General features: G+C 70.6%; 24 protein-coding genes. 9 read left to right on the top strand and 15 right to left on the bottom strand.

What is annotated here, in order from left to right; translation table 11 throughout:
- Positions 1-44 precede the first annotated feature (44 nt).
- A complete protein-coding gene (locus FHS08_RS07290) occupies positions 45-1,055 on the top strand; it encodes a WxL protein peptidoglycan domain-containing protein (RefSeq protein WP_167037288.1) in 1,011 nt (336 codons plus the stop codon).
- Here the strand turns inward: FHS08_RS07290 and FHS08_RS07285 are convergent, their stop codons facing one another.
- Positions 1,056-1,415 carry a sterol carrier family protein gene (locus tag FHS08_RS07285; RefSeq protein ID WP_167037285.1) on the bottom strand — a complete coding sequence of 120 codons (360 nt, stop codon included), beginning with the start codon at positions 1,413-1,415 and terminating at the stop codon, positions 1,056-1,058.
- A gap of 56 nt (positions 1,416-1,471) precedes the next feature.
- Between FHS08_RS07285 and purD the strand changes: the two genes are divergently transcribed.
- Positions 1,472-2,743 (top strand): phosphoribosylamine--glycine ligase, encoded by a 1,272-nt coding sequence (gene purD, locus FHS08_RS07280; protein ID WP_167037282.1) that lies wholly within the window; start codon positions 1,472-1,474, stop codon positions 2,741-2,743.
- 54 nt (positions 2,744-2,797) lie between these two features.
- Here purD and FHS08_RS07275 read toward each other — a convergent pair whose 3' ends face one another.
- Positions 2,798-4,363 carry a DHA2 family efflux MFS transporter permease subunit gene (locus tag FHS08_RS07275; protein ID WP_167037279.1) on the bottom strand — a complete coding sequence of 522 codons (1,566 nt, stop codon included), beginning with the start codon at positions 4,361-4,363 and terminating at the stop codon, positions 2,798-2,800.
- A complete protein-coding gene (locus FHS08_RS07270) occupies positions 4,360-4,989 on the bottom strand; it encodes a PadR family transcriptional regulator (RefSeq protein WP_167037276.1) in 630 nt (209 codons plus the stop codon). Before FHS08_RS07270 ends, FHS08_RS07275 begins: the two co-directional genes overlap by 4 nt.
- A gap of 126 nt (positions 4,990-5,115) precedes the next feature.
- On the opposite strand from FHS08_RS07270, the gene FHS08_RS07265 reads away from it, so the two are divergent.
- Complete coding sequence (locus FHS08_RS07265; protein WP_424960790.1) at positions 5,116-6,057, top strand: phosphoribosylaminoimidazolesuccinocarboxamide synthase; 942 nt, start codon at positions 5,116-5,118, stop codon at positions 6,055-6,057.
- A gap of 16 nt (positions 6,058-6,073) precedes the next feature.
- Here the strand turns inward: FHS08_RS07265 and FHS08_RS07260 are convergent, their stop codons facing one another.
- From FHS08_RS07260 to FHS08_RS07250, 3 genes are all read right to left on the bottom strand, one after another.
- Positions 6,074-7,651, bottom strand: a complete 1,578-nt coding sequence (locus FHS08_RS07260) for a hypothetical protein (protein ID WP_167037270.1) — start codon at positions 7,649-7,651, stop codon at positions 6,074-6,076.
- Complete coding sequence (locus FHS08_RS07255) at positions 7,633-8,499, bottom strand: ABC transporter ATP-binding protein (protein WP_167037267.1); 867 nt, start codon at positions 8,497-8,499, stop codon at positions 7,633-7,635. The genes FHS08_RS07260 and FHS08_RS07255 overlap by 19 nt, the downstream gene beginning before the upstream one ends.
- A 101-nt stretch (positions 8,500-8,600) precedes the next feature.
- A complete protein-coding gene (locus tag FHS08_RS07250) occupies positions 8,601-9,488 on the bottom strand; it encodes a TIGR03560 family F420-dependent LLM class oxidoreductase (RefSeq protein WP_170283201.1) in 888 nt (295 codons plus the stop codon).
- A gap of 171 nt (positions 9,489-9,659) precedes the next feature.
- Between FHS08_RS07250 and FHS08_RS07245 the strand changes: the two genes are divergently transcribed.
- Both FHS08_RS07245 and FHS08_RS07240 read left to right on the top strand, forming a co-directional pair.
- Complete coding sequence (locus FHS08_RS07245) at positions 9,660-11,000, top strand: uracil-xanthine permease family protein (RefSeq protein WP_167037262.1); 1,341 nt, start codon at positions 9,660-9,662, stop codon at positions 10,998-11,000.
- Positions 11,001-11,116: 116 nt separating this feature from the next.
- The gene (locus FHS08_RS07240) at positions 11,117-11,998 is read left to right on the top strand and encodes a VOC family protein (RefSeq protein ID WP_167037259.1); all 882 of its coding nucleotides are present in this window, start codon (positions 11,117-11,119) and stop codon (positions 11,996-11,998) included.
- Positions 11,999-12,060: 62 nt separating this feature from the next.
- On the opposite strand, the gene FHS08_RS17100 is transcribed toward FHS08_RS07240, so the two are convergent.
- The 7 genes from FHS08_RS17100 to FHS08_RS07205 all read right to left on the bottom strand — a co-directional run bounded on the left by FHS08_RS17100 (position 12,061) and on the right by FHS08_RS07205 (position 20,292).
- On the bottom strand, positions 12,061-13,446 hold the full coding sequence (locus tag FHS08_RS17100) for a glycoside hydrolase family 11 protein (RefSeq protein WP_167037257.1): 1,386 nt from the start codon (positions 13,444-13,446) through the stop codon (positions 12,061-12,063).
- A gap of 222 nt (positions 13,447-13,668) precedes the next feature.
- Entirely contained in the window at positions 13,669-14,364 is a 696-nt protein-coding gene (locus FHS08_RS07230; protein WP_167037254.1) for an SDR family oxidoreductase, read from the bottom strand.
- Between the two features lie 67 nt (positions 14,365-14,431).
- Positions 14,432-15,445, bottom strand: coding sequence for a LacI family DNA-binding transcriptional regulator (locus FHS08_RS07225; protein ID WP_167037251.1), 1,014 nt, complete (start codon positions 15,443-15,445; stop codon positions 14,432-14,434).
- A 20-nt stretch (positions 15,446-15,465) separates the two neighbouring features.
- Entirely contained in the window at positions 15,466-16,935 is a 1,470-nt protein-coding gene (locus tag FHS08_RS07220) for a glycoside hydrolase family 1 protein (protein ID WP_167037248.1), read from the bottom strand.
- Between the two features lie 40 nt (positions 16,936-16,975).
- Complete coding sequence (locus FHS08_RS07215; protein WP_167037245.1) at positions 16,976-17,893, bottom strand: carbohydrate ABC transporter permease; 918 nt, start codon at positions 17,891-17,893, stop codon at positions 16,976-16,978.
- Positions 17,890-18,942 carry a carbohydrate ABC transporter permease gene (locus FHS08_RS07210; RefSeq protein WP_341800346.1) on the bottom strand — a complete coding sequence of 351 codons (1,053 nt, stop codon included), beginning with the start codon at positions 18,940-18,942 and terminating at the stop codon, positions 17,890-17,892. The genes FHS08_RS07215 and FHS08_RS07210 overlap by 4 nt, the downstream gene beginning before the upstream one ends.
- Positions 18,943-19,029: 87 nt before the next feature.
- The gene (locus tag FHS08_RS07205; RefSeq protein ID WP_167037239.1) at positions 19,030-20,292 is read right to left on the bottom strand and encodes an extracellular solute-binding protein; all 1,263 of its coding nucleotides are present in this window, start codon (positions 20,290-20,292) and stop codon (positions 19,030-19,032) included.
- A gap of 214 nt (positions 20,293-20,506) precedes the next feature.
- Between FHS08_RS07205 and purS the strand changes: the two genes are divergently transcribed.
- Positions 20,507-20,755: a phosphoribosylformylglycinamidine synthase subunit PurS gene (purS, locus tag FHS08_RS07200; protein ID WP_167037236.1), complete on the top strand. Its 249-nt coding sequence runs from the start codon at positions 20,507-20,509 to the stop codon at positions 20,753-20,755.
- Positions 20,752-21,459, top strand: coding sequence for a phosphoribosylformylglycinamidine synthase subunit PurQ (gene purQ, locus FHS08_RS07195; protein WP_167037233.1), 708 nt, complete (start codon positions 20,752-20,754; stop codon positions 21,457-21,459). The genes purS and purQ overlap by 4 nt, the downstream gene beginning before the upstream one ends.
- 15 nt (positions 21,460-21,474) lie before the next feature.
- Here purQ and FHS08_RS07190 read toward each other — a convergent pair whose 3' ends face one another.
- A complete protein-coding gene (locus FHS08_RS07190) occupies positions 21,475-21,906 on the bottom strand; it encodes a DUF1761 family protein (protein WP_167037230.1) in 432 nt (143 codons plus the stop codon).
- Positions 21,907-21,987: 81 nt separating this feature from the next.
- Here FHS08_RS07190 and FHS08_RS07185 point away from each other — a divergent pair, with 81 nt between their 5' ends.
- Positions 21,988-22,911 (top strand): 2-hydroxyacid dehydrogenase, encoded by a 924-nt coding sequence (locus FHS08_RS07185; protein WP_167037227.1) that lies wholly within the window; start codon positions 21,988-21,990, stop codon positions 22,909-22,911.
- 308 nt (positions 22,912-23,219) lie between these two features.
- Positions 23,220-24,710, top strand: a complete 1,491-nt coding sequence (locus tag FHS08_RS07180) for a DUF222 domain-containing protein (RefSeq protein ID WP_167037224.1) — start codon at positions 23,220-23,222, stop codon at positions 24,708-24,710.
- A 15-nt stretch (positions 24,711-24,725) separates the two neighbouring features.
- Here the strand turns inward: FHS08_RS07180 and FHS08_RS07175 are convergent, their stop codons facing one another.
- On the bottom strand, positions 24,726-25,295 hold the full coding sequence (locus FHS08_RS07175; RefSeq protein ID WP_167037221.1) for a nucleotidyltransferase family protein: 570 nt from the start codon (positions 25,293-25,295) through the stop codon (positions 24,726-24,728).
- Positions 25,296-25,336: the final 41 nt, after the last annotated feature.

Here is a 25,336-nt window from a genome sequence, read left to right as displayed (position 1 = left end):
TGCGATCGCGCATCGGACCCCCGCCTTCGCACGAAAGACGCACCATGAGACTCCGAGTCCGCCCCGCCCGCCTGCTCGCGGGCCTCACCGCCGTCCTGCTCGCCTCGGCGACCCCCGCCCTCGCCTCCCCCGCCTCGGCCGACACGCCCCCGGCGCTCGGGTGGACGCTCGAGACCGTCGACAACGACAACGGCGCGGGACGGCGAAACTTCGTCTACACGGTCGACGCCGGAGCGACGATCCACGACGCGCTCCGCGTCACGAACGTCGGCGCGTCCCCGCTCGACCTCGCGGTGTACGCCGCGGACGCGTTCACGACCCCCACGGGTCAGATCGACCTTCAGGCCGGGACGACTCCCCCGGTCGACGCGGGCCTGTGGACGACCGTCGGCACGACACTCCTCACGCTGGCTCCCGGACAGCAGGCGCAGGTCGACTTCACGATCGCGGTCCCCACGGACGCACCACCCGGCGACCACGCCGCCGGCATCGTGACGTCGCACGTGAGCGGAGAAGGCGACGTGCTCGCCGTCGACAGGCGCCTCGCGACCCGCGTGACCGTCCGCGTCAACGGCGAGCTCGCCCCGTCGGCTCAGATCCAGGACTTCACGGCGTCGTATGCGCCCTCCTGGAACCCTTTCGAGCCGGGCGTCGCGCGGATCGACTACCGGCTCACCAACACGGGCAACACCCTCGTGACGGCTTCGGACGTCGTCGACGCGGCAGGCCCCTTCGGCCTGTTCGGCAGGGCGTCTCCGGCGACCGCCCTGCCCGAGGTGATCCCCGGATCGACGATCGACGTGCATCGCGAGCTCGCCCTCCCGCCGCTCGGCTGGATCACGGGCGCGATCTCCGTCTCGCCGGAGGCCGTCGGTCTCGGTGCGCAGCTGCTCGAGCCCACGATCCACGAGTTCGGAGTCCTCGCCATGCCGTGGACCCTGCTCGTCGTGCTCGCGGCGGTGCTCGTGGTCGCGGCGATCGCGATCCTCCTCGTGCGGCGGCGGTCCGTCGACGCCGTCGCGGCGACGCACGAGTCGCCTGCGGGCGCCGCGTAGTCAGGGCCGCAGCGGCAGCAGGTCCGACAGGTCGGATCGCACGCCGGAGGCGAGGATGCGGCCTGCGGCCGCGGCATCCGTCCACCGCTCGGCGCCCGTCGCGACCGCGATCCACGTGAGCGGGTCGGTCTCGACGACATTGGGCGGCGTGCCGCGCGTGTGCCGAGGGCCCTCGACGACCTGCACCGCCCCGAACGGGGGGACCCGCACCTCGACGGAGCTGCCGGGCGCCTTCTCGGCCAGCAGCTGAAGCAGATACCGCACGGCCGTCGCGAGCTCGGCGCGGGCCGGTGCGCCGGATGCCGCGGCCACTGCGGCCAGGGCCGCGCGGCCCTCGCCGGTCCCTATCTTCTTCGGCATGGCTCCACGGTAGGCGCTGCCCGCGGCCGGGAGGGCCTCGCGGCTAGGCTGAGCGGGTGAGAATCCTCGTCCTCGGCTCGGGCGCGCGCGAGCACGCCATCATCCTGTCGCTGCTCTCGGAAGAGGCCGGCCACGAGGTCTTCGCGGCCCCCGGCAACGCGGGGATCGCGCAGGATGCGACCATCGTCGCCCTCGACCCGAACGATCCAGGCGCCGTCACGGTCTTCGCGAACGCACAGCACATCGACCTCGTCGTGATCGGCCCCGAGGCGCCCCTCGTCGCGGGTGTCGCCGACGCGCTGCGCGAGCGCGGCATCCCCGTCTTCGGCCCCGGGAGGGCGGCCGCGCAGCTCGAGGGGTCGAAGGCGTTCGCGAAGCGGATCATGGACGCCGCGGGCGTCCCGACGGGCCGCGCCGTGCGGGCGTTCACGCGGGCCGAGGTCGAGGCGGCGCTCGACGAGCTCGGTGCGCCGCACGTCGTCAAGGCCGACGGACTCGCCGCGGGCAAGGGGGTCGTCGTCACGGCCGACCGCGCGGAGGCGCTCGCGCACGCCGACACGTACCTTCCGAGCGGATCGGTGCTGGTCGAGGAGTTCCTCTCAGGGCCGGAGGTGTCGCTCTTCTTCCTGAGCGACGGCGACCACGTGCTGCCGCTCAGCCCCGCGCAGGACTTCAAGCGTCTCGGCGACGGCGACGCCGGCCCCAACACGGGCGGCATGGGCGCCTACTCGCCGCTGCCGTGGCTGCTCGAGCACTTCGGCGGCGAGGACGCGTTCGTCGACCTCGTGACGAAGGACGTGGCCGAGCCGGTCATCCGTCAGCTGGATGCCGAGGGCACCCCGTTCATCGGACTCCTCTACGCCGGCCTCATCCTCACCGACCAGGGCGTCAAGGTCATCGAGTTCAACGCGCGCTTCGGCGACCCCGAGACGCAGGTCGTGCTCCCGCGGCTCGTCGACCCCCTGTCCGAGCTGCTGCTGGCCGCGGCATCCGGTCATCTCGAGGACCAGCCCCGTCCCGCCTTCGCCGATGCGGTCGCCGTCACCGTCGTGCTCGCGAGCGAGGGCTACCCTGCGTCGCCCGTCACCGGACGTGCGCTGACGGGGCTGGATGCCGCCTCCGCCGTCGAGGGCGTCCACCTCGTGCACGCGGCCACCGCCTCGTCCGAGGGCGGGCTCGTCGCGACGGGCGGCCGCGTGCTCAACGTCGTCGGCCTGGGTACGACGTTCGCGCAGGCGCGCTCTCGGACGTATGCGGCACTCGGCGAGATCGGCCTCGAGGGGGGCCAGTACCGCACCGACATCGCGGCGGGCGTCGTCGAGCGCTGACCCGCTCGCACCCGCGACGCGAGGACGGATGCCGCGCCGGTCGTCACGCGCGAGTCACTCCGCGGCAGGCGCCTGCGCCGGACGCACCTCCGCCGCGGGCACGTCCACGGTCTCTGCGGCCCCGCGCACGCCGAGGTGGGCCGGGCGCTGCATGAACAGCACGGCGACGACGCCGAGCAGCAGCACCGACGCGGGAAGGAGGAGCGCCTGCGACATCGCGGTCGCGAAGCCGTCGGCGACGAAGTCGGGGAGCGTGCCGCCGCCGAACCCGCCCGCGTGCTCGGACGCCCCCGGGAGGTTCGCCTCTAGCCGGGCCTGCATGAACGCCGCGATCGCCGCGGAGCCGATGACGGAGCCGATCGTGCGCGTCGTGTTGTAGATGCCCGATCCCGCACCCGCCTGGCGCGGCGGAAGGTTGCGGGTCGCGGTGGTCGCGAGCGGACCCCACATCCCCGCGTTGCCGATGCCGATGAGAGCGGCCGGCAGCAGGAACATCCAGATCGGGGTGTCCATGTTCGTGAGCGCGGCGTACCAGAACAGCGCGAGCGAGGTCAGCAGGAGGCCGGGCACGAGGAGGACGCGCGGATCCACCCGGTCGAGGAGCTTGCCGGCGAGCGGCGCGAGCACGCCGGAGAACACGGCGAGCGGGATCAGCAGCAGCGCCGACTGCGTCGGGGTGAGTCCGCGCGCGATCTGGATGAAGAACGCGATCGGCAGCGACATGCTCGTCACGGTGAACCCGACCGTCGCGATGCCGATGTTCGCGATGGAGAAGTTGCGGTCGCGGAACAGCTGCATCGGCACGAGCGGCTCGCTCTTCGTGCGGGCCTGCTGCCAGATGAACAGCCCGAGCACGACGACCCCCGCCGCGATGAGCCCCCACACCGTGATCGGCCCCCAGATCGCGCCCCAGTCGTACTTCTCGCCCTCCTGCAGACCGAAGACGATCAGGAACAGCGCGAGCGCGCTGAGCAGCACCCCGAGGATGTCGAACTTGTGGTGGTGGGTCTCGAGGTCCGGGACGAGGATCCATGCCAGGACGAAGCCGATGACGCCGACGGGGATGTTGACGAAGAAGATCCACTCCCACCCGAAGCCGTCGACGAGCAGGCCGCCCGCGAGGGGGCCGACGAGCGTCGCGACGCCGGCCGTCGCGCCCCACAGGCCCATCGCCGCGCCGCGCTTGTTCGCGGGGAACGTGCGCGTGATGACGGCCATCGTCTGCGGCGTCATGAGGGCCGCGCCGAGGCCCTGGACCGCGCGCCAGGCGATGAGGGCGACGAGTGTCGTGGAGAAGCCGCACGCGAGCGATGCGACGGTGAACACCGCGAGACCGATGAGGTAGATCCGCTTCGGACCGAACCGGTCGCCGAGACGTCCCGTGATCAGAAGCGGCACCGCGTAGGCGAGCAGATAGGCCGATGTGACCCACACGACGTTGTCGAGGTTGCTGGTGTCGGGGTCGAGCGCCGCCTTGATGGCGGGGTTCGCGACCGAGACGATCGTCGTGTCGACGAGGATCATGAAGAACCCGATGACGAGCGCCCACAGGGCGGGCCACGGGCTGCGCGCGGTGCCCTCGGGGGCGGATGCCGCGGCGCGAGCGGTCTGTTCGGTCATGAGAGGTGGGCCTTTCGGTAGGCGGCGAGACGGGAGAGGACCTCGTCGGGCAGCTCGTCCACGCCCCACGCGAGCGTGGTGTCGGCAAGGCGTGTGAGCAGGCCGTCGAGCCAGGTCAGGTCGGCGCCGAGGATCGCCGTGCGGCGGTCGAGCTCGACGAGGAACTGGAGGGGGACGCCGCGTCCGACGACGTTCGCGAGACGCTCGCGATGCTCGTCGACGGAGGCCGCGAGCGCGACGCGACGCTGCGACAGCAGCTCGACGACCTCTGCGCGCGCGAGCGTGTGCGCCTCGGCGAGCGCGACGCGGAACGGCTCGGGGCGATCGAAGCGCGGCAGCTCGCGGCGCACCCATTCCTGGGCGGCGGCGCGGCCCGCCGGTGTCAGCGCGTACGTCGTGCGCTCGGGGCGGTTGCCCGCGCGGTCGACGCCGACCTCGGCGATCAGCCCGTCCCGTTCGAGCCGCGACACCGTGTGGTAGAAGGTGCCGTTGGTGACCTTGACGACCTGATCCTCGCCGCGCTGGCGGATGAGCCGCATCATCTCGTACGGATGCAGGTCCATCTCGGCGAGGAGGCCGAGCACGATGACCCCGAGGGGGGTCAGCGAGGCCGCGGCATCCGACATCCGGTGCTCCATTCCGATTAGTCCATGTGGACTATACGCTCCTCGGATGCTCCGGCGCAACCGCCCTGCGAAGGATCGCGTCGTCCTCGCCGCAATCGCACGCCCGGTCCGCGGATAATGGTCTGCGTGACCTCCCCCCTCGACCTCGCCGGCTGGCGCCACGTCTACTCCGGCAAGGTGCGCGACCTGTATGTGCCCGCCGACGGAGCCGAGGGACGCATGCTCGTCGTCGCGAGCGACCGCGTGAGCGCGTTCGACCACGTGCTCTCGCCCGGCATCCCGGGAAAGGGGACGCTGCTGACGACCCTGAGCCTGTGGTGGTTCGACCGCCTCGCAGGCGCGGACGGCGGGCGCGGCATCCCGAGCCATCTCGCACCCGCGAAGGTGCTGACAAACGGAGCCGACGGCGTCGCGAACACGCGCGACGACCTGCAGAGCCTGATTCCGGATGCCGTGGCCGGCCGCGCGATGGTCGTGAGAAGCCTCGACATGCAGCCGATCGAGTGCGTCGTGCGCGGCTACCTCACGGGGTCGGGGTGGGCCGAGTACCGCGAGAGCGCGACGGTGTGCGGCATCCCGCTGCCCGAAGGCCTGTCGAACGGCGACCGGCTCCCCGAGCCGATCTTCACGCCCGCGTACAAGGCGCCCCTGGGCGAGCACGACGAGAACATCTCGTTCGAGCAGACCGTCGAGCTCGTCGGGGCCGCGCGCGCGGAGGAGCTGCGCGCTCTCTCGCTCGAGATCTACGGGCGGGCCGCCCGCACGGCGGAGACGCGAGGGCTCATCCTCGCCGACACGAAGTTCGAGTTCGGCGTGGACGAGAACGGCGTCATGACGCTCGCGGACGAAGTGCTCACGAGCGACTCGTCGCGGTACTGGGATGCCGCGGCCTGGCAGGCGGGCACGACCCCCGACGAGCGCATGGCGAGCTTCGACAAGCAGATCGTGCGCGACTGGCTCGCCGCGAACTGGGACAGGCGCGGGACGCCGCCCGAGCTGCCCGTCGAGATCGTCGAGCGCACTGCGGCCCGCTACCGCGAGCTCCTGGAGAGGCTCACGGGCGACTGACCGCCCGAGCGGCCGGTCAGGCGCTCTTCATCGCCTTGAGGCGCGACAGCAGCGCGGGGCCCGTGCGATCGAGTCTGCGTCCGCCGACGAGGATGCCCCCGACGAGCACCGCGCCGCCCACGACGAGCCCGACGGCGAGGGCGATCCAGCTCAGCACGGCGTCGTCGGTGAAGTAGGCGATCGCGCCGACGACGATCGCCGGCGACGACAGCACGAGGGCGACGAGCCAGATGCCGAAGAACGCGAGCCCCTGCAGGAACGTCGTCCCCGGAACCCGCGCGAACGGGTTCGCGCCCGCATCCGGCACAGGGATCACGAACGATGCCGACGTGACGGCGCACACTCCGTACGAGGCGAGCAGGACGCCGAACGAGATCCCGAGGATGCCGGGGAGACGACTCCACCCTCCCCAGATCGCGAACGGCGCGATCGCGACGATCAGCACGATCGGCGCGGCGATCGCCGCTGCGGCGAGCGTGCGTCCGACGCGGTCCGCCCAGCCGCGCACACCCGTCGCGAGCTGAGCCGCGAACGCCGTGCCGTCGTACGAGATGTCCGCGTAGAGCGAGATGCCGATGACGAAGGCGACGAGCGGAGCCGCCCAGCCGAGCGCCGAGCCGACGTCGCCGTCGCGCGCGTAGAACCAGAGCACCGCGGGGAGCAAGGGCACGACGATCAGCTGGCGGAGGTACCGCGGGTCACGCACCCAGTACGTGAGCGAGCGTGCGAAGACCGCGCCTGCGGGCGCGGAGGGCACGCGCCCGAACCATCCGATCCTGCCGGACTCGACGCGAGCCGCCGCGGTCTGCCGTGGGCGCACGAGCGAGTCGGCGAGCGACCGGCGCCACAGCATCCACACGATCGCGAGCGTCGCGACGGCGATCGCGAGCTTCGCGGCGGCAGCGGGCCACGCTCCCGTCGCGAGATCGGCGGGGAAGGCCCATGCCGCGCCGACCGGTGTCCACGCGAGGATGCGCACGACCACGAGGATCGTGTCGAGGTTGACGGCGAAGCCCGTCGCGACACCTGCGACGATCGGGCCCGCGAGGATGAGCGGAATGAAGATCAGCACGCCGGACGCCTCGCGCAGGCGCCGCCCGCCGCCGAGACCCGACGCGAGCGATGCGACGGCGCGCGAGGCGACGACCGCCGTCAGAACGGCGAGCGGGATGCCGAGAAGTGCGGCGACGGCCGCGGCGGGCCAGTGCACCCAGGTCGCGAGGGTGCCGAGAGCGGCCACTGTCGTCACGAGCCCGGGCACTCCGCACACGCCGGCGAGCGCGAGCGCGATGAGGAGCCGGTTCAGCGGGATCGGGAAGACGACGAGCCGTGCGGGGTCGAGCGTCGTGTCGACGCCGAACGCGATGAGAGGGCCGAGCACCCACCCCAGCGTCACGAGCGAGCCGACGCCGACGATGACCGATCCTGCCGTCGCCGCGTCGCCGAACCCGAGGAACACGAGCCCGGCGAGAGCCGAGAACAGCACGCCCAGCCCGTAGAGGGCGCCGAAGAGGAACCCGACGAGCTGCCATGGGCTGCGCGCGAGCTGGTTGCCGAGGACGCGATAGCGCAGCCTCAGGAGTGTCGCAACCACTCGGGTCCCTCCGTGTGCCGACGACCTCCGACGAGCTCGACGAATCGGTCCTGCAGCGACTCGCCGGCGCGCACGGCGTCGACCGTCCCGGCGACGAGAACGCGCCCCGCGGCGATGATCGCGACGTGGTCGCACATCCGCTGCACGAGGTCCATCGAGTGGCTCGAGACGATGACGGTGCCGCCGCTTCGGACGTAGCCCGCGAGGATGTCCTGGATGTTCGCCGCCGAGACGGGATCGACGGACTCGAACGGCTCGTCGAGCACGAGCAGCCGCGGCGCGTGCACGAGCGCGCAGGCGAGCGCGATCTTCTTCGTCATGCCGGCCGAGTAGTCCACGACGAGGGTGCCCGCGGCATCCGTCATGTCGAGGAGGGCGAGGAGGTCGCGCACGCGCGAGGCGATCTCTGCGTGCGACAGGCCGAACAGCAGGCCGTGGTAGGTCACGAGCTGCTCGCCGGTGAGCCGGTCGAACAGCTTCACGCCGTCGGCGAGGTTGCCGAGCATCGCCTTGGCGGCGACGGGGTCCTTCCACACGTCGACGCCGTGGACGAACGCCCGGCCCGCGTCGGGCAGGAGCAGTCCCGTCGCCATCGAGAGCGTCGTCGTCTTGCCGGCCCCGTTGGGGCCCACGAGGCCGTAGAACGAGCCGGTCGGCACCGTGAGGCTGATCCCGTCGACTGCGACCTTGTCGCCGAAGCGCTTGTAGAGGCCGTCGAGCACGAGTGCGAAGCCGGCGCTCGGCGGGACGGGGGCTACGGCCGACTCGGGGGCATCGGCGGACAGGGATGGGGGGACTCGATCGGTCACTGACACTCCGTCACCTGCTCGCGCAGGGCTGCACGGCATCCGCACGGCATTGCGGACACCCGCACAGCCTCTCGAACGGAGGGGCGGGATGCAAGTCGCGATCGCGGGCCGCTGCGGTCGCGATCGCGGCCGGCGGCGGGCTAGGCCGCAGGCTCGATCTCGGCCAGGCGCGGCGCGACCTTCTCGCCGAACTCCGTGATCCAGCCCGCCGGGTCGGGCGCGACGTTGCGCAGCTGCACGTGCTCGATGCCGAGCGCCGCGAGCTCGGCCATGCGCGAGAGGAACGCGTCGGTGTCGACGAGCGGGTCGAGCGTGCCGCCCTGAACGGTCTTCTCGATCGCGTCGTAGTCACGGCCGAGCCGGTCGCAGTGCCGGCGCAGGACATCGAGCTTGTGCGCGACCTCTGCGGGGTCGTTGACCGTCAGGTTCGTGATGTCGGCGTATTGCGCGACGAGCCGAAGCGTCTTCTGCTCGCCGTTGCCGCCGATCATGATCGGGGGGCGCGGGGTCGACACGGGAGCGGGGTGCGAGATCGTCTCCGCCAGGTGATAGTGCCTCCCCACGTACGGTCCTTCCTGAGCGGGGTCCCACATCTGCAGTGCGATCCGGAGCGTCTCCTCGAGCCGCTCGAACCGCTCGGCGAGCGGCGGGTAGGGCACACCGAGGGCGTCGTGCTCGCGCTCGTACCATGCGGCGCCGAGCCCCAGCATCCCGCGCCCCGACGAGAGGACGTCGAGGGTCGTCACGATCTTCGAGAGCAGGCCCGGATGCCGGTAGGTGACGCCCGTCACGAGAGTGCCCAGCCTCACCCGCGACGTGTGGGCAGCCGCGAAGCCGAGCAGCGTGTAGCCCTCGAGCATGGGGTCGTAGGCGGTGCGGAACCGCTCCATCTGGAAGTAGTGGTCCATCGCGGTGAACCACGAGCCGCCGGCATCCTCGGTCGCCTTCGCCGTCGCGGCGATCGTCGGGGCGATGCTCGCGGGCTCGCCGGGGAGGGTGAAGTCCATGAAATGCAGTCCGAAGCGCACGACGGCCACGCTACTCCCGCGGGGATGCCGTCCGGAGCAGACCGTCGATGTCGAGGGCGGTGCCCTCACCCACCGGCAGGTGACGTCCGCAAGATCCCGCGTCCACTTCTCCCGCTCACAGCGAACTCCCAGATAGGGTGACGTCAACACCCCCCCACCCGAGGAGCTCGCATGCCTGTCTGGTCCCTTCACGGAAACGGTCGCAACGTCGGTCCGGGGGAGGTCGTCAAGCCCGACGAGCGGCTCGCCTGGCCCGCGACCATCGCGATCGGCGCACAGCACGTCGTCGCGATGTTCGGTGCGACCTTCCTCGTGCCGATCCTGACCGGGTTCCCCGTCACGACGACCCTCCTCTTCTCGGGCGTCGGCACGCTGCTCTTCCTGCTGCTCACCCGCAACCGCCTGCCCAGCTACCTGGGGTCGTCGTTCGCCTTCATCGCACCGATCCAGGCGTTCAACGGCGGCAAGACGCTCGAGACGTCCGAGCAGATCGGGCAGGCGCTCGTCGGCGTGTTCGTCGCGGGCGTCCTGCTCGCGGGGGTCGGCTTCCTCGTCCAGGCGGTGGGCACGGGCTGGATCGAGAAGCTCATGCCTCCCGTCGTCTCGGGCGCCATCGTCGCTCTCATCGGGCTCAACCTCGCCCCCGTCGCGTGGCAGAACTTCCAGGTGCAGCCCGTGCTCGGCACCGTCACGCTCGTCGCCAGCATCCTGTTCGCGGTCCTCTTCCGCGGATTCCTGGGGCGCGTCTCGATCTTCCTCGGCGTCATCGTCGGCTATCTCGTCGCGGCGGTCACGAACCAGATCGACTTCGCCTCGGTCGAGCAGGCGGCGTGGTTCGGGCTGCCCGACTTCCACCTGCCGTCGTTCGCCGACGCCACGGCGTGGGGTCTGCTGCCGATGTTCATCCCCGTCGTCCTCGTGCTCATCGCCGAGAACGTCGGGCACGTCCGCGGGGTCGCGACCATGACGGGCGACCCGACGATCAACCGGCGCACGGGCCGCGCCCTTCTCGCCGACGGCGTCGCGACGACGCTCGCCGGTCTGTTCGGCGGCTCGGGCACCACGACGTACGGCGAGAACATCGGCGTCATGGCCGCGACGCGCGTCTACTCCACGGCCGCATACTGGGTCGCAGGAACGATCGCGATCCTGCTCTCGTTCTCCCCCAAGATCGGACAGCTCTTCTTCTCCATCCCGCCGGGCGTGCTCGGCGGCGTGACGACGGCGCTCTACGGTCTCATCGGCGTCATCGGCATCAAGATCTGGGTCGACAACCAGGTCGACTTCTCCCGCCCTGTGAATCAGTACACGGCCGCCGTCGCCTTCGTCATCGCGATCGCAGGCTTCTCGCTGACGTGGGGCCAACTGCAGTTCGGCGGGATCGTGCTCGGCACGTTCGCGGCGCTCACGATCTACCACGGCGGCAACGCGATCGCCCGCTGGCGCCGGACCGGCGCCGACGACGGCGGGCCCATCGTTCCGATCGGTCAGCTCGGGGGCGACCCGCAGTAGCCCACCGCTCAGCCCGGCCGCCCGCGCACGGGCCCGTCCGTCCACGACGGTGCGGGGCACCGAGGCGGAGCACCATGGGGGAATGAAGCGACGGATGCCGGGGGTTGTGCATTCACATGGATGAGAAGCTCTCGGCATCCGACCGCCTCGCCGCCGACACCGCGATGGGCGCCGTGACGCTGCTCGTCGGCGATCTCGACGGCATGACCGCGTACTACCGCGACGCCGTGACGCTCGAGGTGCTGTCGGCGGACGGCGACGCCGTGACCCTCGGTCGCGCCGGACGGCCCATCGTGATCCTGCGGCAGGAGCCCGCTCTGAGGCACGCGGCCCCCGGCTCGGCCGGGCTGTTCCACACCGCGATCCTGTTCGAGACGCAGACGGCCCTCGCCGCCGCGCTGTACTCGGTCGCGCGCCGCGCGCCGGGCACGTTCACCGGCAGCGCCGACCACCTCGTGAGCCAGGCGTTCTACTTCACCGATCCCGAGGGCAACGGCGTCGAGCTGTACTGGGACCGCGCCCGCTCCGAGTGGTCGTGGACGCACGGCCAGGTCGAGATGGACACGCTCTACCTCGACCCCAACGCCTTCCTCGGCCAGCACCTCACAGAAGAGGCGACCCTCGGCGCGACGGCGGCCGAGGCCGCGGCGGTCGGACACGTGCACCTCTCCGTGGGGGATGTCGCGACCGCCCGGGCCTTCTACGTCGACGCTCTCGGCTTCGACGCGACGCACGCGCTCGGCAGCTCGGCGCTGTTCGTGAGCGTCGGCGGATACCACCACCACATGGCGATGAACGTGTGGAACTCGCGCGGAGCGGGGCCCCGCATGCCGGCGCTCGGACTCGGCCGCGTCGACCTGGCCCTGCCCGACGGCGACGCCCTCGGAGAGCTCGGCGAGCGCCTTCGCCACCACGGGTTCGAGGTGCGCGACGACGGCCGCACGCTGAGCTTCGACGACCCCTGGAACAACGCGATCCTGGCGACCGCGGCATCCTGATCGGACGAGGGGGGCGGGATGCCGCAGCATCCCGCCCCCCCCGCTCAGTCAGCCGGAATCCGTCAGCCGGCCCGGCAGGTGGCTGTCGGCGTGTTGCTGTTGCCGTTCTTGTACAGCGTCAGCCCGAAGCTGTTGCCCGACCCGTTCGGGGTCGCGGTCCGCGTCGACCCGCTCCCGCTGATCGTCGCGTTCCAGCTGCTCTGCACGGTCTGGCCGCCCTGCAGAGTGATCGTCACGGTCCAGCTGCTCGACCCCGACACGGCGAAGGTCGTGTTGAACCGGTCGCTCCAGTCCTGACCCTTCGTGACGGTGACGCTGCAGCTGCCGGTCGTGCCGCCGCCGGTCCCGCCGCCCGTCCCGCCGCCCGTTCCGCCACCGCCGGTCCCGCCGCCCGTCCCGCCGGACGCGTTGCACGTGGCCGTCGGGAGGTTGCTGTTGCCGTTCTTGTACAGCGTCAGCCCGAAGCTGTTGCCCGACCCGTTCGGCGTCACGGTGCGCGTCGCTCCGCTGCCGGTCACGTTCGCGTTCCAGCTGTTCTGCACGGTCTGGCCCCCCTGCAGGTTGACGGTGACCGTCCAGCTGCTCGACCCCGACACGGTGAAGTTCGCGTTGAAGCGGTCGCTCCAGTCGTCGCCCTTCGTGACCGTCACGGTGCAGCCGCTGCTGGTCCCGCCGCCCGTCGATCCACCGCCGGTGGACCCGCCGCCCGTCGAGCCGCCGCCCGTCGACCCGCCGCCCGTCGAGCCGCCGCCCGTCGACGACGACCCGATCGTGATGTTCGAGTTGCCGCTGCTCTGGTAGCCCTCCGTCGCGAGGATCTGGTAGTCGTGCGATCCGAGGTTCATCCCCTTGCTGGCCCATGCGTCGAAGTGGTTGCCCGTCGTGATCGTGCCACCCGTGCGCTTGGACTGCCGAACGCTCCAGAACTGCTTGAACGTCGCGGTCCCCTGGATCGAGGGCTGGTTGGTCCTCGTCGTCTCGTAGATGTCGTACGTGCCGCCGTCGCTCGTCACGGTGCCCTTGAAGGTGCCCGTGGGGCGGTACGTGCCCCAGTTGTCGACGATGTAGTACTCGATGAGCGGGCTCGTGGTCCAGCCGTACAGAGTCAGATACGCGTTGCCCGACGGGTTGAACGTGCCGGAGTAGGTCACGGTGCGGCGAGCGCCCGTCGACCATCCCTTGCCTGCGACGAAGTTGCCCGTGTTGCTCCACGACGTGGAGTAGTTCCCGTCGGCGCCGAGCTCCATCGAGACGGTCCCGGGGGAATCCGTCCAGAACGAGTAGAAGTAGCCTCCGTTGTTGCCTGTCTGGTTCGAGGTCACTGCCGCGCTTGCGGGCAGAGCCCCGGCCATCACCAGCACGCCGGCGGCGGCGAGGCCCAGCAGCGAACGTATTCGCCTGCTCCTGCCGCCCGAGGGTCGCGATTCGAGAACTGTACGGTAAGGCATTCTGCACTCCTTCGTGCTGATAGCGGTGGATGAACCGGCCGCGCCTCCGCGGGAGCGACGACGCTCCGGTGCCGCCTCCATCTGACGGCGGTGCCGAGTCTGCACCTCGGCGCCAGAGCATGTCAACGATTTCAGCAAACGTATTCATCATGTGACGACACAATTGATGGACTCCGTGCAGGAATCTCGCACGGTCAGCGCCGGAAGCCCGGAGCCGTCGCTTCAGCGCGGGCCGGGCCGCACCGTGACATCGCTCATGACGGCGTCGCGGGGCAGATCGAGGGCCGTCACGATCGCGGTCGCGGCCGACTCCGGGTCGATGAACGCACCGGCGTCGTAGCCCCGACCCTCCTGCTCGTGCACGCGCTCCTGCATCGGCGTCGCCGTGCGACCGGGGTACACCGTCGTGACGCGGACGCCGTGGGGCGCCTCCTCGCCGCGCAGCGCGTCGGCGAGCGCTTTGAGCCCGTGCTTGGATGCCGCGTACGCCGACCAGTCGGGATGCGCCGACAGCCCCGCGCCCGAGTTCACGAACAGCACATGCCCGCGCGCTGCCCGGACAGCCGGAAGCAGCAGCCGCGTCAGCTCGGCAGCGGCGATGAGGTTGACCGTCAGCTGCGAGACCCAGGCCTCGATCGGCAGTTCGGCGACGGGACCGAGGTCGACGACGCCGGCGGCATGGACGATCGAGTCGATCGCGTCGGGAACCCCTGCGTCACGCACGGCCGCTGCGAGCGACTCGGGATGCCGGAGGTCTGCGACGATCGCGCTCGAGCCGGGGCGGGCCGTCGTGAGCTCGCGCGCCCGGGCGGCGTCGCGGGCGACGAGGACGAGCCGGTCGCCGCGCTCGCTGAGCCGGTGGGCGACGGCGAGGCCGATGCCCGAGCCTGCGCCGGTCAGGACGTGCGTCTGCGTCATCCTGCCATCCTGTCACCGGCGTGAGCCGGCCCTGGGCCGGTGCCGGCGTGAGTCGGCTCCGGCCCGGTCAGACCGAGTCGCGCACGACCAGCTCCGTCTCCAGGATCGTCACGTGGCGCGGATGCCGCCCTGCGAGCAGGTCGAGCAGGACGCTCGCCATGCGCTCGCCCTGCGCGAACGAGGGCTGACGCATCGTCGTCAGCTGCGGTGTCACGGTCGTCGCGACGGGAGAGTCGTCGAAGCCGATGATCGCGATGTCGTGGGGAACGCGGATGCCCTCCCGCGCGAGCACCGTCAGCGCGCCGCGGGCCATGAGGTCGCTCGCGACGAAGATGGCGTCGGGGCGGTCGACGCGCTCCAGGATTCGCCTCATCGCGGCCGCACCGCCGTTCGCCGTGAAGTCGCCGTCCTCGATGACGCCCTCGGGCAGCCCGTACGTCGCGAGCGCGTCGCGATACCCCTGCAGGCGGTCTACCCCTGCGGGCATCGTGAGGGGACCGGAGATCGTCGCGATGCGGTGGTGCCCGCGCTCGATCAGGTAGGTCGTGGCATCCCGCCCGCCCCGCACGTTGTCGACGTCGACGTAGTAGTCGCGCTCGCGCTCGCGCACGGGACGACCTCCGTAGACGACGGGGACGGCCGCCGCGATGCGATCGATGAACGAGTCGCTCGTGTGGTGCGACACGATGATCGCGCCGTCGACCGCTCCGCTGCGCACATAGCTCGTGGTCTTGTCGCCCGGGTCGTCGCTCGCGATGAAGAGGTTGAGCACGTAGTCCGACCGGCTCAGCCGCGCGTTGATGCCGGACACGATCGACGCGAAGAACGGGTCGCCGAAGAAGCGCGTCGTGTCCTCGGGCACGATGAGCGCGAGCGCGTGCGTCTGCCGGCTCGCGAGAGAGCGCGCAGCGCGGTTGGGCACGTAGTTGAGGTCGGCGATCGCGCGCTGCACGGCCTCGAGCGCTGCGGGGCTGACGGCCGTCGACCCGTTCACGACGCGCGACACGGTGGACCGCGAGACCCCCGCGGCCGCGGCGACCTCCTCGATCGTGACGGTGCCGCGCACCGTGTCAGTGGTCATGGCGACGATTCTCCCCGTGTTCAGGATGCCGCGCCGACCGGCGCGAGGTCGAGCGAGCGCTGCGCGATGATGCGCCCGTATTCGCGGCCGCTGTCCTTGATCGTGCGCTCCTGCGTGTCGTAGTCCACGCGCACGATGCCGAAGCGCTTCTCGTACCCCCACGCCCACTCGAAGTTGTCGAGCAGCGACCAGTAGAAGTAGCCGCGCACGTCCACGCCCTGCTCGGCCGCGTCGAGGGTCGCCGCGAGGTGCCCGCGCAGGAAGTCTGCCCGCTCCGCGTCGTGCACGCGCACGACGCCCTCCTCGCGGACGGGCTCGTCGTCGTAGGCGGCGCCGTTCTCGGTGACGTAGAGCACGGTGCCCGCGGGGGCCGCGTACTCGTCCGAGACGCGCGCGAGCAGTCGTGTGAGGCCCTCCGGCTGCACCTCCCACTGCATCGACGTGCGGGGCAGCCCGCGCTCGTACCAGTGGATGCCCTCCGACACGGGGAAGGGCGACGCCCCCGGTCGGTCGGTCGGGGCGTCTCCGCCGTCGGGCGGGTTCGGGGAGGCCGAGCCGCCCACGAACTCGCCGTGGTAGTAGTTCACCCCCAGCGCGTCGATGTGCGTGGAGATGGTCTCGAGGTCGCCGGGCCGGATCGCCTGCTCGAGCGTCGCGACCGCCGCAGGGTCTGCGCGGCGGATGTCCTCGACGATGTCCGCGGGGTAGGAGCCGCGGAAGACCGGGTCGAGGAACCAGCGGTTGAACTGCCCGTCGACGAGCCTGGCGGCGTTCACGTCCTCCGGCTTCGCCGGGTCTGCGGCATCCGCCACCGTGAGGTTCAGCGTGATGCCGAGGTCGAGCGCGGCATCGCGGGCGCGGAGCTCGCGAACGGCCTGGCCGTGCCCGAGGAGCAGGTGGTGGGCCGCGAGCAGCCCCTCCGCCGTGCTGTAGTGACCTGGAGCGTGCAGCCCGGCGGTGTAGCTGAGGAACGACGAGCACCACGGCTCGTTGAGGGTCGTCCACACGTCGACCCGGTCGCCGAGCGCGTCGTGCATGTCGAGGGCGTACTCCGTGAACAGATCCGCCGTCGCCCGGTCGGTCCAGCCGCCCTTGTCCTGCAGTGCCTGCGGGAGGTCCCAGTGATACAGCGTGAGCCAGGGCAGGATGCCGGCCTCGAGCAGCTCGTCGACGAGACGGCTGTAGAAGTCGACGCCCTTCGGGTTGACGGGTCCGCCGTCGGGCCGCACACGCGCCCACGACGTCGAGAAGCGGTACGTCTGCAGCCCCATCGCCTTCATGAGCGCGACGTCGTCGCGGTAGCGGTGGTAGTGGTCGCATGCGACGTCGCCGTTGTCGGCGTTGATGACGGCGCCGGGCACGCGGCAGAACGCGTCCCAGATGGACGGCCCCCTGCCGTCCTCGTGCGCGGCCCCCTCGATCTGGAAGGCCGCCGTGGCCGCCCCGAACAGGAAGCTCTCGGGGAAGGCTCGTGTGGTGCTCTCCGACATGCGGGCAGACTCCTGTCTGTGAAGGATGGTCACGTGCGGCTCAGCCCTTGACGGCGCCGGCCATGATGCCGCTCACGAGCTGCTTGCCCGCGAAGATGAACAGGAGCAGCAGCGGGATGGTCGCGAGGACGACGCCCGCCAGGACGATCGAGTAGTCGACGAAGTAGTTCGACTGCAGGAGCGACAGCGCGACGGGCAGGGTCGGGTTCTGGCGGTCGAGGACGATGAACGGCCAGAAGAAGTTGTTCCACGCCCCCACGAAGGTGAACAGGAACAGCATCGCGGCCGCAGGGCGTGCGGCGGTCACGCCGATGGTCCAGAACGTGCGGATCATGGATGCGCCGTCCACCCTGGCCGCCTCGATGAGCTCGTCGGGCACGGCCTGACGCAGGTACTGCGTCATCCAGAACACTCCGAACGCGCTCGTGAGCGCCGGGATGATGATCGCTCCGATCTGTCCCGTCCAGCCGAGCTCGGAGAACAGGATGTAGAGCGGCACGACCCCGAGCTGCTGCGGCACCGCGAGCGTCGCGACGACGAACACGAGCAGGGCCGGTCCGCCATGGAACCGCAGCTTCGCGAAGGCCCAGCCCGCGAGCGTCGAGGTGATGACGACGGCGGCCGCGATGAGGAACGAGCTGTAGATCGAGTTCCACAGCGCGGGCCAGAAGTTGACGGCCTCGTTGTTGACGACGGATGCCGCGTTGGCCCAGAAGTTGCCGCCGGGGATCCAGGAGAACGGACGACGCAGGGACGAGGCATCCCCCGATCCGATGATGAACGACCAGTACAGCGGGAAGACGCCCGTGAGGAAGACGACGGTCAGGATGCCGTAGACGACCCAGCCGGGGCGGGACCCGCGGATCCTCGTCGTCCTCTCACCGCGACGGCGCTTCCTGGCGTTCGGGATCTCCTCCTCGACGATCGCGAGGGAGACGGGTGTGCCGAGCGTGCTCATCGCGAGCCCTCCTTGATCCCTTGCCTGGCCTGTTTCGCGAGCTCGCGCGCCTGCCGTTTCGTGATCTCCCTGCGCATGCCCTCGTCGCGGACGAGGGTGCGCGTGATGAGCAGATTGATGAGCCCGATGCCGAGGATGATGACGAACAGGATCCACGCCATCGCCGCCGCGCGTCCGAAGTTCCACTGGCCCCAGCCGATGTCGTACAGGTAGAGGGTGATCGTGAGCCACTGCTGGCCCGCGCCTCCGCGGCCGAACTGGTCGAAGACCCGGGGTTCGTCGAAGATCTGCAGGCCCCCGATCGTCGAGGTGATGATGACGAAGATGAGAGTCGGCCGCAGCGACGGCATCGTGATGCTGAAGAACTGGCGGACGGGGCCGGCGCCGTCGACGGTCGCCGCCTCGTAGTACTCGCGGTTGACCGCCTGCATCGCCGCGAGCAGGATCAGCGCGTTGTAGCCGGTCCAGCGGTAGTTGACCATCGTCGCGATGGCGACGTGACTCCAGAACACGTCCTTGTGCCACGGGATGCCGGGGAGCCCCAGGTTGCCGAGCCACGTGTTCACGAGACCGAAGTTGTCGGCGAAGATCGCCGTGAAGATGAGGCCGACGGCGACGGGCGCGACGACGAAGGGGACCAGGACGCTCATGCGCCAGAACGTCTTGGAGCGGATGTTGCGGTCGAGCACCGCCGCGATGAAGAGCGCGAGGATCAGCTGCGGGATGCTCGAGAGCAGGAAGATGCTGAAGGTGTTGCGCAGCGCCGTCCAGAAGTGGGGTTGCGTGAGGATCCAGATGTACTGGTCGAAGCCGATGAACTCGCCCCGGTTGCGCACGAGGTCCCAGTCCATGAACGAGATGACCGCCGTGTACGCGATGGGGAAGAGCCCCACCACGATGAACATGATGAAGAACGGCGAGATGTAGAGGTAGGGCGAGATCTTGAGGTCCCACTTGCTCATGCGGTGGGAGAACGAGATCACGCGGGCAGGACGCTCGGGCCGAGGGGCCTCGGAGCGCGTTGCGGGGCGCGAGTCTGTGGCGGTCACGATCGTCCTTCGGGGATGCCTTCGGGAGTGAGGAGGATGCCGGAGTGCGGGCGGGGCTCGCCCGCCCGCACTCCGGTCGAGGTCGGGCTAGAAGGCCGAGACCTCGGTGACCCAGGTGTTCCAGCTCGTGTCCTTGTCTTCGAGGCCGTCGAAGACACGGGTCACGGCGTTCTGCAGAGCGTCGTGGTACTTGAAGAAGTCCGGACCCTTGAACGTCGAGACCGTGATCGCGGCGGCGCGGTTCGCGCCGATCTGGCCGGTCGGGGCGTTGTTGAAGTACTCGTTCGTCGAGTCGAGGATGTCGGAGCTCTTCTGCGCCTCGATCGCGCTGGGGAACTGGCCGGCGTTGCCGAACGTCTTCACCTGCTGCTCGGGAGCGGTCAGCCAGTCGGCGAGCGTCGACGCCGCCTCGACGTTCTTGCCGTTCGCCGGGACGACGAGGTACGAGCCGCCCCAGTTGCCGCCGCCCTCGGGGAAGGCGTCCGCGACATCCCAGCCGGTCACGTCGGGCGCGTTGCCCGAGATGATGCCGAGCATCCACGGCGGGCACAGCATCGCGGCGAACTCGCCGCTGGCCATCGAGGCGTTCCAGTCGTCGCTCCACTGACCGGCGTAGGCCGAGACGGGGATGGCGCGGTCGACGACGGTCTCGTACGCCGCCTTGATGTCGGGGTTCTCCGTCGCGACGATGGTGCCGTCCGGCTCCTCGTAGGCGACCTCGAGCTGGTTCACGAGACCCTGCAGGACGGAGTTCGCGGAATCGATGAACGGCTGGCCCGTCGCGGCCTTGTACTGGTCTGCGACGTCGAAGAAGGCGTCCCACGTCGGGAAGAGACCCGCGACCTCTTCGCGATCGGTCGGCAGGCCCGCCGCGGCGAACAGGTCGGAGCGGTAGCAGACGGCCTGCGGGCCGATGTCGGTGCCGTAGCCGACGAGGTTGCCGTCCGCATCCGTCGCCGCGGCTTCCTTCCAGTCGAGCCAGCGGCCCTTGAGGCTGTCGTCGACGGGGGCGAGCAGGTCGGAGTACTGCATCGCCTCCTGGAACCAGTCGACCTCGACGGCCTCGACATCCGCGAGACCCTCCTTGCCGAGCTTCTGGAAGAAGTTCGCGCGGGCGTCGTTCGACGTCGCCGCCTTGTTGTGGACGACCTTGATGCCGGTCTCGGCCGTGAACTCGGCGAGGAGCTCGTCGGTGTAGCCGAAGTCGTTGAACGTGGCGAGGGTGAGGGTGACCTCGTCTCCGTCTGTGGGGGCCGCTCCGCCGCCGCCGGAACAGCCGGCGAGGACGATCGCGGAGGTGGTCGCGACGCCGGCCACGAGGCCGATGCGCCGCAGTGCGCGTGATTTCACGTGTCACTCCTTTGTGGTGGTGGGGTCGTGCAGGTGGGTGGGCCGCTTTCCCTTGCCTGGGTTGGATGGGAGCGCTCTCACCGGACGCTCCCCGAACCTATGGGATCGCTCCCACGATGTCAAGGGAGCGCTCCCACGAGCGTGGTCACGGTTGGGTCACGGCATCCGGCGTCTAGACTTGACGCATCCCTTCCCGCGACATCCGGAGCCTCGAATGCCCACCATCGTCGTCGACGTCATGCCCAAGGCCGAGCTGCTGGACCCGCAGGGGAAGGCCGTCTCGGGCGCACTCTCCCGCCTCGGCGTCGACTCCTTCACGGGCGTGCGCATCGGCAAGCGCTTCGAGCTCACCGTCGACGGTCCCGTCGACGACGCCCTGCTCGCGCAGGCGCGCACCCTCGCGGACGAGATCCTCTCGAACGCGGTGATCGAGGACGTCGTGGGCATCGAGGTCGTCGAGTGACCGTCCGCATCGGCGTCATCACCTTCCCCGGCTCGCTCGACGACGTCGACGCGCAGCGCGCCGTGCGCGTCGCGGGCGCCGAGGCCGTCCCCCTGTGGCACGGCTCGCACGACCTCGGGGGCGTCGACGCGCTCATCCTCCCCGGCGGCTTCAGCTACGGCGACTACCTGCGGGCGGGCGCCATCGCAGCCCTCGCGCCGATCATGTCGGAAGTGAAGGATGCCGCGGCCAAGGGCATGCCCGTCCTCGGCATCTGCAACGGCTTCCAGATGCTCGTCGAGGCCCACCTCCTGCCCGGCGGGCTCATCCGCAACGCGCACCAGCAGTTCATCCGCCGCGACCAGCGCCTGCGCGTCGAGAACGCCTCGACCGCGTGGACGTCGGAGTTCGAGCAGGGGCAGGAGATCGTCATCCCGCTCAAGAACGCCGACGGCGGCTACATCTGCAGCGCCGAGACGCTCGAGCAGATCGAGGGAGACGGGCTCGTCGCGTTCCGCTACGTCGGCGTGAACCCCAACGGCTCGATCGACGACATCGCGGGGCTCACGAACGAGCGCGGCAACGTCGTGGGGCTCATGCCGCACCCCGAGCACGCCGTCGAGGAGGGCTTCGGCCCGAACACGCCGGCCGCGATGCGCTCGGGCGTCGACGGCCTCGGCTTCTTCACGTCGGCGGTCTCCGCCGTCGTCGCCGCCGCGGCCTGACGGGACGCGATCGCGTCAGACGGTGCCTTCGGGCGGCCAGACGCCGATGATGATCGACATCGCGAGCACCGTCGCGAGCTCGTGCGCGATGGTGAGCACCGTGAGGCTCGAGGGCCGGCCCTCGAAGATGTCGTGCACGATGATGCGGCTCGCCGTGAAGCCGGCCCACAGCGTGAGACCCGTCACGAGCGCCGCCGAGAAATAGGAGCCCTCGTAGAAGTGCCATGCGATCGTGACGGCGCCGGCGAGCACCCACGCGAGCAGGAACGACAGCACGATCGACACGATGATCGGCAGCCACGCGCCGACGTTCGTGTCTGCCGGCGTGACCTTCGCGAGCTTCATCCACCTGTTGCCGAAGACCTTCGGCGTGTACCAGACAGACCCGATGACCATCGACGCGACGGTCGCCAGCAGCACAGCCCAGTAGTTGATCTCAGGAATCACGATGGCCTCCCGACCGTCTTCAGCGTGAGGCTACTCCCGCCCGCGCCGGGCCGCGAGGAGCCGGGCCGGGAGTAGTGTCGAATGGTGACCTATGTGCTGTCAGTGCCGACTCGCCAGCTCGCCGACGACCTCTCCGACCTCCCAGGCGACGTCGAGGTCACCGTGTGGGACATGACCGTTCCAGCGCCCCGCAAGCGCATCGACATCGTCGTGCCCCCCTACTCGTCGAAGTCCGAGGTGCTCGCGCAGCTGGAGGGAGTGGACGCAGGGCTCATCCAGAGCCAGTCGATCGGATACGAGGGCGTCGCCGACCTGTTGCCGGACGGGCACGTCTTCGCCAATGCCTCGAGTGTGCACGAGACGTCGACGGCCGAGCTCGCAGTGGCTCTCACGCTGGCATCGCAGCGGCATCTGCCGGAGTTCGTGCACTCGCAGGACCGCGGTGCATGGGAGCCCGTCCTCTCCGAGAGCCTCGCCGACCGTCGCGTGCTGCTCCTCGGCTACGGCGGCGTCGGCAAGGCGATCGCGGCGCGCCTGCGGCCCTTCGAGGTCTCGCTCGCCGCCGTCGCGTCGCGGGCTCGCGAAGAAGAGGGGATGCCGGTGCACGCGCTCGACGAACTTCCCGCGCTGCTGCCCGAGACCGACATCGTCGTGGCGTCGCTGCCCGGCGGGGACGCCACGTGGCACATCGTCGACGACGCGTTCCTGGCCGCCCTGCCCGATGGCGCGCTCGTCGTCAACGTCGGGCGCGGCGGGCTCATCGACACCGACGCCCTCGTGCGGCACGCCTCGGCGGGTCGCATCCGCGCGGCGCTCGACGTCACCGACCCCGAGCCGCTGCCCGCCCATCATCCGCTCTGGTCGGTGCCCGGCGTGCTCATCGTGCCCCACGTCGGAGGCGCGTCGAGCGCCATGCGTCCGCGCATCGCGACGCTCGTGCGCACGCAGGTCGAGCGCATGCTCGCGGGCGAGGAGCCTCTCAACGTCGTGCTCGACAAGCGCTGAGCATGGCTCGTCGCCTCGATGCGAGGGGCGACGCGCTCATGCCCTTGGGGATCGTCGCCGCAGCCGGGGAGCTGGGCATGCGGGCGATGTGCGGCGAGCAGCACGTGCCCGCGCCGAGCGTGTGCGATGGGGCCGAGGATGCCCGGTGGCCGGTGGCTGGTGGCTACTAATGTTCTATGGCATACCACTCCTGCGTCGAAGTTATGTGCTAGTCTGGCGTGAAGAAGTCGCGCAACGTACCCACTTAGCGCGCAGCACCTGAAGTCGCCCGCATCGACGGAGCGCATCGATTCCGATCGAGGGATGCCGTGGGGTACGTGCACGACGACAGCGAGCCGACACGGCCGGGAATGTGGTGCGAGCTCGACGCGCTCGTCTCCGAGGTCGAGGCGGCCAGGGCTCGCATTGCCGAGGCGCAGGCGCTCGAGGCTTCCTTGCTCGCGCGCGCCGTCGACCTCGTCGCGGCCCGCACGGCCGAACGCACCGCGCGAGGCCTGCAGACCGCCGACGACCTGCCGCTGCGCGAGGTGTCGGCCGAGCTCGGCGCCGCGATGCGCGTCGGCGATCGCACGGTGCAGCGGCGCATCAACGACGCCCACACGATCGTGACGCGCTTCGTCTCGACGCACGAGTCGTGGCGCCGCGGCGAGATCGAGCGGGCGCACGCCGCGATCATCGCGGAGGAGGGTGTCGTCGTCGTCGACGACGGCGCACGGGCCGAGTACGAGCAGCTGGTCCTCGCGGTGGCGAAGGTCGAGTCCGCGGCGAGGCTGCGCGAGATCGCCCGTGCGATCGCCGCGCGCATCGACCCCGACTCCGTTCGTGAGCAGCGCGCGATCGCCGCAAGCGAGCGACGCGTGCGCGTGTACGACCTGGGCGACGGTCTGGCACGTCTCCTCGCCGACCTGCCCGCGCCGCTCGCCCACGCGATCGCAGATCGTCTGACGCAGCAGGCGCGCCTCGTGCGCGACCCCTCGCAGGGCGTCTCGAAGGCTGCCTCGCATCGGCAGACCTCGGCGGATCCCGATGCAGACAGCGGCTCGTGTGCCGACACGGCCGCCCATCCGAACGCCCGCGGAGGCGCGGACGGGCTCGGCAGCGGGCACACCGCTAGAGGCGCTGACACGAGCGCCTGCCGGACCGCCGACGGCCGGACGCTCGATCAGGTCCGGGCGGACGTGCTCGCAGACACTCTCCTGACTGCGGGGTCCTCGGCCCACGCGGGAGGCGACGTCGCGGGGGTCGGCGCCATCCGCGGCGCCATCCAGGTCACGATCCCCCTCGCGACACTGGCGGGGGTGTCCGATGACCCGGTGCTTCTCGCCGGGTCGGGCCCCGTCGATCCTGATCTCGTGCGCGCGCTGGCAGCGGCGGCACCGGGGTGGGATCGCGTCTTCACGGACGCGGCGACGGGTCTCCCGGTCGCGGTCGACCGCTACCGCCCATCGGCGGAGTTGAGGCGGTTCCTCGCCGCGCGCGACGAGCGCTGCCGATTCCCGGGATGCCGTCGCCCCGCCGCGAGCTGCGATGTCGACCACACCGTAGACGCCGCGTTCGGCGGCGCGACGAGCGCATGCAATCTCGGGCAGTTCTGCCGGAGGCACCATACCCTCAAGCACGCCTCGCCCTGGACGGTGGAACAGGTCGGAGCCGGGGTCTTCCGCTGGACGAGCCCGACGGGCCGCATCTACGACGACCGCGCACCGTCCACCATGCGCCACGTCGACCGTCGGGAGAGACGTCGAGAGAGACCTCGACTCAGGCCGGCCGTGGCATTCGGCGAGTCCGCTCCCACCTGACCCCCGGCGAGCATGTCACTCGGGCACGTCGATGTCGTCGCCCGACCACAGGTCGCCGCACTCGACGACGCCCGCGCCGTGCGCGCGCAGGTATGTCCGGGCCCCTGCATCGCCCGCGACGGTGGCGGCTACGGCTGACCAATGGTCGCGGCCGATGACGACGGGATGCCCCGGGACCCCGTCGTACGTCGCCTGCAGGAGCACGCGTGAAGCCTCCGCCCCCGAGGACGCGATGAGGCGACCGACGGCGGCGCTCGGAAGGTCGGGCGTGTCGACCGTGACGACGACGACGGCATCCGCCCCCGTGTGGGCTGCTGCCGTCAGGCCTGCGCGCAAGGTCGCCGCCACCCCCTCGCGCCACTCGGAAACCCGCACCGGCAGGGCGTCGGCCGGCACGAGCACCTCGGCGCGGTCCGCGTCTGCTCCGACCCCGACGAGCACGTCGTCGCACCCGCCGTCACGGAGCGCGGCGACGGCGCGGTGGATCCAGGGGGTGCCGTCGGCCGTGCGGACGAGAGCCTTGGGGCCGCCGAACCGCGTGCCCGCGCCCGCCGCGAGCACGAAGCCGCAGAACCGGTCACTCATGGTCACGACAGCGTAGCAACGACGAAACACCCGCCTCCTAG

The organism is Microbacterium ulmi (assembly GCF_011759705.1).
In the GTDB taxonomy this organism is placed as follows: Bacteria; Actinomycetota; Actinomycetes; order Actinomycetales; family Microbacteriaceae; genus Microbacterium; species Microbacterium ulmi.
Note: the sequence above shows the minus strand (reverse complement) of the source record. Positions and strands in the feature narration are given on the sequence as shown.

Bases quoted from the DNA above. Each gene is read 5' to 3' on its own strand.
- FHS08_RS07285 (WP_167037285.1), bottom strand. From the start codon at position 1,415: ATGCCGAAGAAGATAGGGACCGGCGAGGGCCGCGCGGCCCTGGCCGCA.
- FHS08_RS07185 (WP_167037227.1), top strand. From the start codon at position 21,988: ATGGTGACCTATGTGCTGTCAGTGCCGACTCGCCAGCTCGCCGACGAC.
- FHS08_RS07230 (WP_167037254.1), bottom strand. From the start codon at position 14,364: ATGACGCAGACGCACGTCCTGACCGGCGCAGGCTCGGGCATCGGCCTC.
- FHS08_RS07255 (WP_167037267.1), bottom strand. From the start codon at position 8,499: ATGCCGTGCAGCCCTGCGCGAGCAGGTGACGGAGTGTCAGTGACCGAT.
- FHS08_RS07225 (WP_167037251.1), bottom strand. From the start codon at position 15,445: ATGACCACTGACACGGTGCGCGGCACCGTCACGATCGAGGAGGTCGCC.
- FHS08_RS07215 (WP_167037245.1), bottom strand. From the start codon at position 17,893: ATGAGCACGCTCGGCACACCCGTCTCCCTCGCGATCGTCGAGGAGGAG.
- FHS08_RS07275 (WP_167037279.1), bottom strand. From the start codon at position 4,363: ATGACCGAACAGACCGCTCGCGCCGCGGCATCCGCCCCCGAGGGCACC.
- FHS08_RS07220 (WP_167037248.1), bottom strand. From the start codon at position 16,935: ATGTCGGAGAGCACCACACGAGCCTTCCCCGAGAGCTTCCTGTTCGGG.
- FHS08_RS07175 (WP_167037221.1), bottom strand. From the start codon at position 25,295: ATGAGTGACCGGTTCTGCGGCTTCGTGCTCGCGGCGGGCGCGGGCACG.
- FHS08_RS17100 (WP_167037257.1), bottom strand. From the start codon at position 13,446: ATGCCTTACCGTACAGTTCTCGAATCGCGACCCTCGGGCGGCAGGAGC.
- FHS08_RS07240 (WP_167037259.1), top strand. From the start codon at position 11,117: ATGGATGAGAAGCTCTCGGCATCCGACCGCCTCGCCGCCGACACCGCG.
- FHS08_RS07270 (WP_167037276.1), bottom strand. From the start codon at position 4,989: ATGTCGGATGCCGCGGCCTCGCTGACCCCCCTCGGGGTCATCGTGCTC.
- purS (WP_167037236.1), top strand. From the start codon at position 20,507: ATGCCCACCATCGTCGTCGACGTCATGCCCAAGGCCGAGCTGCTGGAC.
- FHS08_RS07290 (WP_167037288.1), top strand. From the start codon at position 45: ATGAGACTCCGAGTCCGCCCCGCCCGCCTGCTCGCGGGCCTCACCGCC.
- FHS08_RS07245 (WP_167037262.1), top strand. From the start codon at position 9,660: ATGCCTGTCTGGTCCCTTCACGGAAACGGTCGCAACGTCGGTCCGGGG.